This is a genomic window from Tenacibaculum sp. TB-56 (assembly GCF_059716275.2).
The window spans coordinates 1,406,673-1,419,317 of record NZ_CM201367.1; the positions used below are offsets into that span (position 1 = coordinate 1,406,673).

Genomic DNA, 12,645 nt, shown 5'->3' on the forward strand with positions numbered 1-12,645 from the left:
ATCTTATCCTAAGAAAGGGTAACGGTAATCAGTTGGAGAAACAAATGTTTCTTTGATTAAACGAGGAGATACCCAACGTAATAAGTTTTGAGCAGATCCTGCTTTATCGTTTGTTCCTGAAGCTCTTGCTCCACCAAATGGTTGTTGTCCTACTACAGCACCTGTTGGCTTATCGTTTACGTAGAAGTTACCAGCACAGTTTTCTAATGCTTTAGTAGCTTCAGCAATTGCATAACGATCTGTAGAGAATACAGCACCTGTTAAAGCGTATTCAGAAGTTCCGTCAACTAATTGTAATGTTTCAGCCCAATCAGCATCTTCGTATACATAAATAGTAACTACAGGACCGAATAATTCAGTTTCCATAGTCGTGTATTTAGGATTAGTAGTTAAGATAACTGTTGGCTCGATAAAGTATCCTTTAGATTTATCGTAGTTACCACCTGCAATAACTTCAGCATCAGCATCAGCTTTAGCTTGATCGATATAGCTAGCTAATTTATCAAAAGATCCTTCGTGGATTACAGCTGTGATAAAGTTGCTCATATCTTCTGGAGAACCCATTTTGAAAGAAGCGATATCTTCTTTTACATAATTTAAAGTTTCTTCAGCTAATGATTTTGGTAAGTATACTCTTGAAGCCGCAGAACATTTTTGCCCTTGGAATTCGAAAGCACCACGAGAAATACCAGTAGCTACTTGCTTAGCGTTTGCTGATGGGTGAGCGATGATAAAATCTTTACCTCCTGTTTCACCAACAATTTTTGGATATGTTTTATAGATGTGGATGTTTTCTCCAATCTTCTTCCAAATATCTTGGAATACGTTTGTAGAACCAGTAAAGTGGATTCCAGCAAAATCAGGAGAAGCTAATACAACTTCAGTAATATCAGCAGGATTTCCTAATACTAAATTGATAACACCATCAGGTAAACCAGCTTCTTTAAATATTTGCATAATTACGTTTGCAGAAAAAACTTGGCTACTAGAAGGTTTCCAAACTACAACATTCCCCATCATTGCTGCAGATGCAGGTAAGTTTCCAGCAATAGCAGTAAAGTTAAACGGAGTTACAGCGTACACAAATCCTTCTAATGGTCTGTATTCAACGCGATTCCAAATTCCGTCATCAGAATTAGGTTGCTCACTGTAAATATCAGTCATATACTCTACGTTAAAACGTAAGAAGTCGATTAACTCACAAGCTGAATCAATTTCTGCTTGATGAACTGTTTTAGACTGTGCAATCATTGTTGCAGCATTAATCTTTGCACGGTAAGGACCTGCGATTAATTCAGCAGCACGTAAAAAGATAGCAGCTCTTTGCTCCCAAGGCATTTGTGCCCATTCTTTACGAGCTTCTAAAGCAACAGCGATAGCTTTTTCAGCGTGCGATTTGTCTCCAACATGATATTGTCCTACTACATGTTGATGATCGTGAGGAGGAGTCATGTTTTCAGTCTTTCCTGTTCTAACTTCTTCACTACCGATATACATTGGTACATCCATAGATCCGTTAAAATATTCTTTGTATTGTTTAGAAACTGCTTCGCGCTCTGGAGATCCAGGAGCGTATCCTTTTACAGTTTCATTAATGGCAGTCGGTACGTGAAAAAATCCTTTTCCCATTTTTGTATGTTGTTTGTTGAATTAAATTTCTTTCTTTGTTATTGAAAAGTCTTGAAAACTTTCTTAAAAAGACAAAGTTAAGGTTATTTTAGGAATATTTAGGTAGACAAAAGGCTTGAATTTAATAAAAGGAGAACAACATGTGTACGGTAACTTATTTACCTTTAAAGGATAATAATTTTATTTTAACTTCTAATAGAGATGAAGATCCGAAGCGTAAAACAATTGCGCCAAAAACTTACTGTGAAGAAGGAGTGAAGTTAACCTATCCGAAAGATGAGCTAGCTGGTGGCACATGGATTGGTTTTAGTGAAAAACACCGGTTGATTTGTTTATTGAACGGAGGTTTTACCAAACACAAAAGAGCTGAGTCGTACCGCATGAGTAGGGGAGTTATTGTAAAGCAATTACTAAAGGTTGATAATCCTGTTGAAATGATTGAGAATTTTAATTTTGAAGGAATAGAGCCATTTACAATTGTATTGGTAGATTGGGTAAACGAACTAAAAGCATACGAGTTGGTTTGGGATGGAGTTGAAAAATATTTTCAAGAGTTAGGTAGTGAACCTAAAATATGGTCATCTTCAACTTTATATGGAGAAGAAATGAAACAATTAAGAAGAGAATGGTTTTCAGAATGGTTGAATACTACTCAAGAGATTAATAAGTTAAATATCGTTAACTTTCATCAAGATGAAACCAGAGGAACTCCAGAAATTTCATTAAAAATGAAACGTAGTTATGTTGAAACAGTAAGTATTACTTCTGTGGTAAAAAAAGACAATGAACTTACCATGACTTACTACGATTTACATTCAAATATTAACACAATACAAGAAGAAATCATTCGTTCGTAATTAAACCTAATTGGTATCTTTGCCAAAAATTTAATATGAACAAAAGATTACTATTGCTATTCTCACTTATTTCTACTTTTTTGTTTACAAGTTGCTTTGAGTTTGTAGAAGAAGTTAGCTTTAATAAAGATGGTTCAGGTAGTGCTGTGTTAACTATCAATTTAAGTAAAAGTAAAACAAAATTAGCTTCAATAATGTTGCTTGATAGTATTAATGGTTATAAAGTACCATCTAAAACTACTATTAGAAACAAAGTAAACGAAATAGTTTACAAAATAAAGCAGACCAAAGGGGTTCACAATGTAAAAAACACGCTAGATTTTAACGAATTTATCGTAACTGTTTCGTGTGATTTTGATAATGTTGAAGCTTTGAACGAAGTGATTTCTAACTTCAGTTCAAAAAAGCATATAGAAGCGATTAGGAAGAATCAGCACTTTACCTATAATAAAGAAAAGAAAACGTTTACTCGTAGTCATCATTTCGATTTAGGAAAAGAGTTTCAAAAAACAAAAAATCAAGATCGTAAAGTATTTGAAACGGCTACGTATACGAGCGTTTATCGATTTGAAGAACCTATAAAATCAACCGAGAATAACCAAGCAAGAATATCAAAAAGTAAAAAAGCAATTATGCTGCATTTACAAGCACAAGATATTATATCGAACACACAAACAATCAAAAATAAAATTCAATTAGAAAATTAAAATCAGGATGAAACCCACATGGTTAAAAGAATCTTTTAAATAGAAAGGGTAAAAGATTAGTTTAAACATCAAAGGTTACTTATGATTTTAAAAAGTAAAAACAAACAGATGAAAAAAATTATTGCTACACTACTGCTTTTAAACACAATTACAGTTATACAAGCTCAAAGATTAGAGACTAAAATACCTGAGAATGTTGATGTATTAATCTCTGCAAATGCAGAAAACTTATTTAAGTTAATCAATGTGTCGGATATTGATGATAATGCTATTGGAAGAGAGATTTTAAAAGATTTAAATAGAGATTATAGGAATTACGAGGTTAAGTCTCAATCAGTAGTTGTTGATGAAAATCAAGAAAGAAGTAAAGATAATGAAGTAATTAAGCATAAAGTTTCTTCTGTAGCTAAGGCAGGTGTGAATATTAATGCAAACGCATATTATTTCTTAACAAAGACGGATAGCATTTCGTATCATAACTTTTATGTTGAGTTAAACGATAGAAAAACGTTTGAATCTTTGTTGTATGAACGCGAAAAGAAGAAGCTTAAAACGGAAGGAAATTATAGTTATATCGCAGGACGTTCTTCTTTTAAAATTTGGAATGACCACACGTTATTACTTATAAACGGAAGTATGTCTTCATCATTTTTCTCTGATAACAAAGAGCGTTTAGAGCAATTAAAGGAAGAAGGAGAATACAATTATAACTTTAAAAGAAGATTAGCTAGAGAATGGTCGAAAGAATATGGATTAAATGTTTTTGATAAAAACTATTCTAAATCAATTGCTTCAAACAGAAAATTTCAAAAAAGCAAAAAGAAGAATTCATCAGCAACATTATGGGTGCGTAATTATGGTGAGTTAATGACAGATATTTTTAAATCTTTTGGAAACAGCTTTTATCCTTTGTATGCTGAAGGAAATCAAAATGTTTATGGAGTTGAAGAAGTAACTGCAAACTTGTTTTTTGAAAAAGATGATGCAAGAATTTTGTTAGATATGGCGGTTAGTTCTGATATGAGTAAGTCTTTTAAAAAGATTTATAATAAGAGAATGAACCGTAACTTGGTTAACAGTTTCGATCATGATAAGGCTTTAGCTTTCTGGAGTATTTCTTTAAACACTGAAGAAACATTAAAGCAGTATCCAGAATTAATCAATAAAATGTACGGAGGTATTTTACCTAAGTTTCAAGAAGAAATTGAAATTGTAGGAGATTTATTTTCTTTAGTAATAGATGAAAAAGCTATTGGCGAATTAATTACAGGTGATGCATTGTTAGTGTTGAATGATTTTGCTAAAAAAGAAGTTGAGTACACTACTTATGAGTATGATAAAGATTACAATCGTAAAGAGGTAACAAAAACAAAAGAAGATTTTGTGCCAGATTTTATGTTAATGATTGGTTCTGAAAAAGAAGAGTTATTAAATAAGTTTTACCAGATAGGGGCAAAGCACAATGCAGTAAAAATTCAGGATAATGTGGTTGAGTTTGTAACTAAAAAAGCAGATTTACCATTTGGGTTATACTCAGTGGTTAAAAACGATGTGTTGTATTTAACGACTTCTAAAATTGGGGCATTAAATATTGCTAACGGTACTACAAATTTCAATACTAAAAAACACGATAAGTTAGTTAGAAACAACTCAACAGTATTGTATGTTGATGCAAATGCAATTTTAAACAAAGTACCAAACGAGTGGATGAGTAAGTCAGAAAAAGAAGCCTTACATTTTTCTACTGAAAACATGAATGATGCTGTGTTTAGAGTTTCTAGAATGAAAGGAAACACCATTTCTTCTGAGTTAAAACTATCAACTCAAGGTACAGAAGAAAACACCTTAAAATTATTATTAAAATTTATCAACTCGGTAGCTAAATAAACTGAATGATAAAAAAAATAGCATATACCTTTTTAATAGTATGCTGTATTATAGTTACGGTTGGGTTTTTTAGATACAATCCAACCGTAATTTATACAGGAAAGGTTCCTGTTTCTGCAGAGACGGTTGTCCATATTAATCTTCGAGAAATAGAATACAACATACTTACTAGTTTTTTAGAGCATCCACTTTCTCAAGTAGATTTTAAAAAATTATCTACAGTAAAAGAAAAACAACGCTCGTTGTTAGATCAAATTGAAGTTCCTAGTAGTGTGTTTTTGTATACGAATCAACAAGAATTTAAAGGGTTTTTAATCAGTGATAAAGTTTCGATTAAAAACGATTTTGTTGAGGTTTTAAAAGAAACAGGATTTAAAGAAGAAAAGATAGGTAAAACTACCATTTACAGGAAACAACAAATTACTTGTGTAGTTAACAATAACAAAGTTCAAGTACTATTTAAGGTTGATAAAAGTGCTAGCGTTTCTAAAGAGTTAATAAAGGTTCTTCATAAGCAGGATTACTTTTTAGATGATGCTGAAATTTTCTCGAATATTAAAAAGCATAAAAGCCCGATAGCATTTAGTACGAATAAAGGAGGTTTTTTCAAAGTTTTGGTTGATGAAGGTCAGTTAAGTATTGAAGGGAAATTAAATGAAAACAACGATATTTTCTTACCTTTTAATGCTAGTTTTGAAGCTGATGCTATTGCTACTGTTTCAGGGAAATTAAACACCAAAAAGCTAGCTAAAATTTTACCTGAAAATACTTCAGAAAATTTTAGAAAACTAACCACATTATCATTAGATTCCATTGCTGCTAAATGGAATGGAGCGATGAATTTTAATTTTTCTTCCTTTGTTGAGAAATCAGATACTATTGTAACTTATGAGTACGATGATGACTTTAACAAAGTGGAGAAAAAAGAAATCCAAAATATAATAACTCCCAACGTAACTTTTAATCTGGAAGGAGAGGGATTGTGTGAGTATTTGCATGAAAAAGAGGTAATCAAACAAGTGGAAGATAATGAAGTGTTAACCCTAATGCCTCTATTTACTACCTATAGTTTTTGTGATAAGGATAAGCTACAATTTACTTCACATAAACAGCCAGTTTTAAATGAAATGAAAAAACTAGAGGATAAGTTTTATTTTTCATTCAATGTAGCTCAATATCAAGCAAAAGACAGAGGGATATATTCTTTTAAAAACAACTATCTAGATAAAGTTCAGGTATTGGAATTGTCTGTAGCTAATAATAATCAGTTAAAAGCAACGATAAAGCTTAAAAACACTTCAAAAAACTTCTTTTTACAACTGTTGAATTAAAAGTTAATACAGCGCAAAAGTTATAGCCCAAACGATTACTATACCAAAAAACATCAGAGTTACAAAAACGGTGTTTATGATAAAGTATTTAATGAGTGTTTTAAAGAACGATTGACCGTAAAATTTTTTCATTGCTATAAATAGATACAGTAAAAAGAGTACAGAAAAAATTGTAGGTAAATTATTACTGCCTTTGTTGATAAAACCTATGATGTAAAAATACTAGCAAGTAGAAAAAACACGGTTTGTACATGAAAAACAAACACTAAATGCTCAACATAGGTAAATTTTCTTCTAATATATATAAACGAAAAGAAGAGTGTAAACAGTGGAAGTAGCACAAATAGTGAAATTGAAATATGTGAATATAGTTGTTTGTTAAATTTTGAATGTTCTTCATCACTTCTAAGGTAAGAGTTTACAAGTTTTACCTCAGAATACAAGAATCTGTTGCTGAAGTTTTTATCAATACCTAAACTATCTAAAGCTTTTTCAGAAGAAAGAGTTGGATTTTTTTCTTCAAACTTCGATAGTTTATAAAAGGTAGAATTGTTGTAGTTGTTAACTATTGAGTCCAGTTGAGGTACCGAATCTTTTTTGTTTTGATTTAAAGAGTCTAATTTCTTTTGATTAATCTTTATTTCACCAAAAACTAAATCGTGTAATTGACCAATAGTGAGTATTTTTTCTTGATTATTTTCGTTATTAACACTTATAGGAGATGATTTTTCAAGAGTTCCTTTTCTAAGTCTTTCAAAATGGTCGTAACTATTAATTGCTCCCAAAATCAAAAAGAAAATAATTGTTGTAGCTAAATAAAATCGAAACGGATTGGTGTATCGAACACGTTTTCCTTCAATATAATCTTTTGAAACCTTTCCGGGACTAATCAATAAAGGAATTAATGTTCTCCAAAACTTTGTATCTAAAGAAAAAGAATCCAGCAAAAAGTTCACGAAGAAAGGTTGCTAAGGTAATTTTTTTACCTCTGTTTTTTTGTCCGCATTCAGGGCAGAATTTCTCATTATTGGTAAAAGGACATCCGCAGTTAAGGCAGTTAGCATCTCTTACGACAGGAACTTTATTTATTTTTAATCATTTAGTTTAAAGTAGGCGTGGTAGTTAGTTGAAATGTAGGTATGGTTACTAAAAACTCTTCAAGGGTTTTGGTATTAATCATTTTGTAGTTGCCACCCATGGCTCCAGTTGTAGAGAGTAAAAAGCAGTTAGATCTGTAATTGTAAACATCGTTTGGTTGTAAAATAGGGGTTTCGCCAACAACACCTTCACCTTCTACATATTCAATATCGTTAAGAGCATCAAAAATTACCCAAAAACGTTCAAGGAGCTTTACCGTTTCTTTCGAATTGTTTTCAATAGTGATATAGTAGCTAAAGGCATAATACTGCTGATAGCCCTTGTACACGGTATTCTTAAAAGAAGTTTTTACCGAAATTTTTATCCCCTTAGTTACTTGTTGAAACATAGGATAAAGATAGTTCTTTTTCACTTTTTAGTCAATGTTTATTGTAAGGCTTACCTATTTTGATTAAAATAACCGTTGCCAACACCTATAACTCTGTCATAAATTTCACCAAACGATTTGTAGTAAACAATTACGGTATATTCGTTTTCGGTTTGATAAAAAGAACCGTCAATTTCATGTAGGTTTATAGAATTGTTAGAGTTTAAAGTAGCGTAACTGTAGTTGTAAAATCCTTGTTTAAAAGGTAAAACAGCTTTGTATATACTTTGACTAGAATCATACGACATTTTGTTTTCTTCTGATAATTCATAATTATTGAAAGCGCCATACACATACACGTCTTTGTTTTCATAAGGTTCAAAAGCATCTAATGAAAAATGTACTAAAGAGTAATCAGCTTCGGTATCATCTTGTTCGTTGTTTGCATCACGTTCGGTAGTTCTTATTACGAATTGTCCGTTAATATCAGGATTGTAGGTGTAAGGTTTGTCCGCTCTGGGTTCATCGGTGTATAAATAACTGTGATATAAATTGTCACGCGTAACTCTAGCAACATTTAAACTACTATTCCTTATATATTTGGTGTCAAAATTTAAAAACTCATTACCTGCCCAAAAATTAGTTTCCACAGTGTGGTTATACAGCAATTGCTGAGGTTTAATGAATATAGGTTGTAAATTGTTAATAGCGGTGTTCCAATTGTGATTTTGAAATAGCGTTACATTGATTTCTTGTGAAGGATTGTTGATTTGTAAGTTCGGATGATTTATTGAAAATTGAACAGTTTGTTGTTCGTTGGCTGTAGCGGTATTTCTACTTCTAAAAACAGCCACACCTACGGTGGTTATATCTTCATAAAATACACATTTTCTTGTGAAAACAACCTCGTAATTTTCATCAATAACAGAAATTAAATAATTGCCACTTTTAGTAATAATGGTGTTCTGATTCGGTATTTCAACCCAATAATGCGTGTAGGGTTGAAGTGTGTTGAACGAATTTGAAAAATTGATGATTTCGTTTTGCTCAAAACCTTGAATGTATTGGTTGCTAGTCATAGAGCTAGGTTTCCAATCATGTGTCATGTGTTCAATTTTGTATTGATATTGTTTGCTATCAGCCTCTAAATCATCAAAAGATAGTTTTAAAACATCTCCTAAACGTACAATTGGTGTGTATTGTTCAGAATTGTGCTTAGGACGTAGTTGAACTGTTTTTATGTTTTGAGCATAGTTTGAAATAGCACAGAAAAAAACAGGTATAAGTAGGTTTCTTAATTTCATAATTAACAAAAATATCAAAATATACGCCAAAGACAAGGTTTTTATTTAGAATAAATATAAATAAGAAGATAAGGTAAAGATATGGATTGTTTTGTTCTGTAAAGGGGGGTAAAATTTTTAAATTTGCGTGTTTTTAAGAAAATCAAATTAATCAGTTCCTATGTCAAAAGACATCCGTATTAAGAAAGGCTTGGATATCAAGCTAGTTGGCGAGGCAGAACAGGTAACTACCGAACTTCCATTAGGTGGTGTGTTTGCAGTGAAGCCAGATGATTTTCACGGCGTTATTCCTAAAATTTTAGCAAAAGAGGGTACAGAAGTAAAAGCAGGTGAAGCACTTTTTCATGCAAAAAGTGACGAGCGTATTTTATTCTCTAGTCCGGTTAGTGGTAAAGTTACGGAAATCGTTCGTGGAGCACGAAGAAAAGTTTTAGCAATTAAAATCACTGCTGATGCACAGCAGGAATACAAAGATTTTGGTAAAAAAGATGTTGATGCAATGTCTGGAGAAGAGGTGAAAAACCACTTATTTGCTTCAGGTTGTTGGCCGTTTGTAAAACAACGTCCGTACGATGTGGTTGCAAATCCAAATCAAGCACCAAAAGCTATTTTTGTATCTGCTTATGCAAGTGCGCCTTTAGCAGCTGATTATGATTATGCCTTGAAGGGTAAAGAAGCTGAGTTACAAGCTGCTTTAACAGCGTTAACAAAGTTAACTACTGGTAAAGTTCATGTTTCTGTAGCGGCGAATTCAACATTATCTCCATTTAAAGGAGTAAAAGGTGTTGAGTTACACAAGGTTTCTGGTTCACATCCTGTAGGTAACGTAAGTACTCAAATTGCACAAATTGATCCTATTAATAAAGGAGAAGTTGTGTGGGTAGTAACACCACAAGACTTAGTTGTTATTGGTGAGTTATTATTAACAGGTAAGTTTAACGTTACACGTACAATAGCTTTAGCAGGTTCTAATTTTAACAAGCCACAATACGTAACTGCTAAGGCAGGAGCGCAAATTGCTGATATTGTTAAAGGAAATTTAGATGCAGATAACGCACGTGTTATTAGTGGAAATGTGTTAAGTGGTTTACAAGTTGGTCAAGAAGGTTTTTTAGGATATTATGACAACATAATTACTGCAATTCCAGAAGGAGATGATTATGAATTCTTCGGATGGAATAAGCCAATCTTTGATAAGATATCTACTTCTAGAGCATTAACATTCTCTTGGTTAAACCCGAAGAAAAAATATGACTTAAATACGAATACTAACGGTGAACACAGAGCATTTGTGGTAACTGGTTCGTATGAAGAAATTTTTCCGTTAGACATCTATCCGATGCAATTATTAAAAGCTTGTATGTATAAAGATCTTGACGAAATGGAAGGATTAGGAGCTTATGAAATTGCACCAGAAGATTTTGCATTAACAGAATTTATTTGTGTATCGAAACAACCTCACCAAAAAATAATTCGTGAAGGATTAGATTTAATGAGAGAAGAATTAGGATAAGATATGGGCTTAAAACAAAATTTACATAATTTAAAAGAGAAATATAAAGGTACTAAGATGGCACCTGCGTTTAACGCAATCCACACCTTTTTATATTTGCCAAATGAGACTACTCATGGAGGAACTCATATCAAGGCAGCCGATGATTTAAAGCGTACCATGAATACAGTAATTATGGCATTAGTACCATGTTTACTTTTCGGTATGTTTAATGCAGGGTATCAACACAACGCTGCAATTAATGGCTTTACTGAAGGAATGTCTTTCTTTAGTGGAGACTTTTGGAATATGGACAACTTCCTAGTTGGTTTAACTAAAATTTTACCATTAGTAATTGTATCGTATTTAGTAGGTTTAGTAATCGAATTTATCTTTGCTGTAATTAAAGGACACGAAGTAGAAGAAGGTTACTTAGTAACAGGAATGTTAGTTCCGTTAATCGTACCAGTAGACTTACCATTATGGATGTTAGCCGTAGCTGTAGCTTTCGGTGTTGTAATTGGTAAAGAAGTATTTGGTGGTACAGGAATGAACATCTTAAACCCAGCGTTAACAATTCGTGCATTTTTATTCTTCGCATATCCAACTTGGATGTCGGGAGATAAAGTATGGGTTCACGGTGCAGTAGAAGCTGCAGGAACTGCTGATGCAATTTCTGGTGAAACAGTTTTAGGAAGTTTAGCACAATCACAACCAATTAGTTATTCAGTTTCTGATATGTTCTTCGGATTTATTCCAGGTTCAGTAGGAGAAACTTCAACATTATTAATCTTATTAGGAGCTTTATTCTTAATCTTTACAAAGATTGGAAGCTGGAGAATCATGTTATCTTCAGTAATCGGAGCTTTAGTAATGGGATTCATCTTCAACCAAGTAGTTGATATGGGATGGGTTGGTGAAACGAGTAAGTTTTACGGATTAATGAGCTTAGATTTCTGGAAACATTTATTAATTGGAGGATTTGCATTTGGTGCGGTATACATGGCAACTGACCCAGTAACAGCATCACAAACTAACAAAGGAAAATGGATTTACGGTTTCTTAATTGGATTTATCTCGATTATGATTCGTGTATTCAACCCAGCATATCCAGAAGGAGTAATGTTAGCGATCTTATTAATGAACGTATTTGCTCCAACTATCGATCACTATGTGGTTCAAGGAAATGTAAAGAGAAGATTAAAACGTTTAAAAGCTAAAACTGCCTAATTATGAGTAAGAAGACAGATAGTAATGTATATACGGTAGTATTCGCAATAGGAATGGTACTAGTAGTGGGTGCGTTGTTAGCTTTTACAGCGTCATCACTTCGCCCAACAATCGATGCTAACAAACGTATCGAAAAGCAACAAAACATTTTGTATGCAATGGGTGTAAACGAAAACGATGAAACAAGTATCGTATTTGTTTCAAAAGATAAAGTAGCAGATGAGTTTGCTAAATACATCAAAAAGCAATTAGTAATTGAAGGAGAAAATGTTTCTGAAGATGCTAAAGCATATTTAATTGATGTTAAAAAACAACAAACAGAAGCTAAAGAAGGTAAAACAAGAAAATTACCATTATTTGTTGGTGAAAAAGATGGAACTACATTTTACATCGCACCAATTAGAGGTAAAGGTCTTTGGGATGCTATTTGGGGATATGTTGCAATGGATAAAAACATGGTAGTACAAGGGGTTTTCTTCGATCATAAAGGAGAAACACCAGGTTTAGGAGCCAACATTAAGCAACGTTACTTTATGGATGATTTTATTGGAGAAGATTTAATGAGCAATGGTACTTTTAAAGGAATTGCAGTTTCTAAATCAAACAATGATCCAAAGAATGAAGATAAAAATGATAACGAGGTAGATGCAATTGCAGGAGCAACTATTACAGGAGACGGTGTAGCTGCAATGATTAAAACCGAATTAGGTTTATACGTACCTTACTTTAAAACATTAAAATAA

11 protein-coding genes are annotated in these 12,645 nt (G+C 32.5%); 7 read left to right on the forward strand and 4 right to left on the reverse strand.

The window, feature by feature from the left end:
- Positions 1 to 3 precede the first annotated feature (3 nt).
- Complete coding sequence (gene pruA / locus AC3VI6_RS06840; protein ID WP_274635295.1) at positions 4 to 1,629, reverse strand: L-glutamate gamma-semialdehyde dehydrogenase; 1,626 nt, start codon at positions 1,627 to 1,629, stop codon at positions 4 to 6.
- Between the two features lie 140 nt (positions 1,630 to 1,769).
- On the opposite strand from pruA, the gene AC3VI6_RS06845 reads away from it, so the two are divergent.
- The 4 genes from AC3VI6_RS06845 (at position 1,770) to AC3VI6_RS06860 (ending at position 6,411) form a co-directional block, all read left to right on the forward strand.
- A complete protein-coding gene (locus tag AC3VI6_RS06845) occupies positions 1,770 to 2,486 on the forward strand; it encodes an NRDE family protein (protein WP_497705634.1) in 717 nt (238 codons plus the stop codon).
- Between the two features lie 35 nt (positions 2,487 to 2,521).
- Positions 2,522 to 3,193, forward strand: coding sequence for a hypothetical protein (locus tag AC3VI6_RS06850; protein WP_497705635.1), 672 nt, complete (start codon positions 2,522 to 2,524; stop codon positions 3,191 to 3,193).
- Positions 3,194 to 3,301: 108 nt separating this feature from the next.
- The gene (locus AC3VI6_RS06855; protein WP_497705636.1) at positions 3,302 to 5,080 is read left to right on the forward strand and encodes a hypothetical protein; all 1,779 of its coding nucleotides are present in this window, start codon (positions 3,302 to 3,304) and stop codon (positions 5,078 to 5,080) included.
- 5 nt (positions 5,081 to 5,085) lie between these two features.
- Positions 5,086 to 6,411 (forward strand): hypothetical protein, encoded by a 1,326-nt coding sequence (locus tag AC3VI6_RS06860; protein WP_497705637.1) that lies wholly within the window; start codon positions 5,086 to 5,088, stop codon positions 6,409 to 6,411.
- Positions 6,412 to 6,617: 206 nt separating this feature from the next.
- Here the strand turns inward: AC3VI6_RS06860 and AC3VI6_RS06865 are convergent, their stop codons facing one another.
- The 3 genes from AC3VI6_RS06865 to AC3VI6_RS06875 all read right to left on the reverse strand — a co-directional run bounded on the left by AC3VI6_RS06865 (position 6,618) and on the right by AC3VI6_RS06875 (position 9,180).
- On the reverse strand, positions 6,618 to 7,367 hold the full coding sequence (locus AC3VI6_RS06865; protein ID WP_497705638.1) for a DUF3667 domain-containing protein: 750 nt from the start codon (positions 7,365 to 7,367) through the stop codon (positions 6,618 to 6,620).
- Positions 7,368 to 7,510: 143 nt separating this feature from the next.
- Complete coding sequence (gene apaG / locus AC3VI6_RS06870; protein ID WP_497706578.1) at positions 7,511 to 7,897, reverse strand: Co2+/Mg2+ efflux facilitator ApaG/CorD; 387 nt, start codon at positions 7,895 to 7,897, stop codon at positions 7,511 to 7,513.
- A gap of 50 nt (positions 7,898 to 7,947) precedes the next feature.
- The gene (locus AC3VI6_RS06875) at positions 7,948 to 9,180 is read right to left on the reverse strand and encodes a type IX secretion system plug protein (RefSeq protein ID WP_497705639.1); all 1,233 of its coding nucleotides are present in this window, start codon (positions 9,178 to 9,180) and stop codon (positions 7,948 to 7,950) included.
- A 160-nt stretch (positions 9,181 to 9,340) separates the two neighbouring features.
- Between AC3VI6_RS06875 and AC3VI6_RS06880 the strand changes: the two genes are divergently transcribed.
- Genes AC3VI6_RS06880 through AC3VI6_RS06890 form a run of 3 tightly spaced genes read left to right on the forward strand, consistent with a single transcriptional unit; the run spans position 9,341 to position 12,645 of the window.
- Positions 9,341 to 10,693, forward strand: a complete 1,353-nt coding sequence (locus AC3VI6_RS06880; RefSeq protein ID WP_497705640.1) for a Na(+)-translocating NADH-quinone reductase subunit A — start codon at positions 9,341 to 9,343, stop codon at positions 10,691 to 10,693.
- A gap of 3 nt (positions 10,694 to 10,696) precedes the next feature.
- On the forward strand, positions 10,697 to 11,902 hold the full coding sequence (locus AC3VI6_RS06885) for an NADH:ubiquinone reductase (Na(+)-transporting) subunit B (protein ID WP_497705641.1): 1,206 nt from the start codon (positions 10,697 to 10,699) through the stop codon (positions 11,900 to 11,902).
- Positions 11,903 to 11,904: 2 nt separating this feature from the next.
- Positions 11,905 to 12,645: a Na(+)-translocating NADH-quinone reductase subunit C gene (locus AC3VI6_RS06890; RefSeq protein ID WP_497705642.1), complete on the forward strand. Its 741-nt coding sequence runs from the start codon at positions 11,905 to 11,907 to the stop codon at positions 12,643 to 12,645.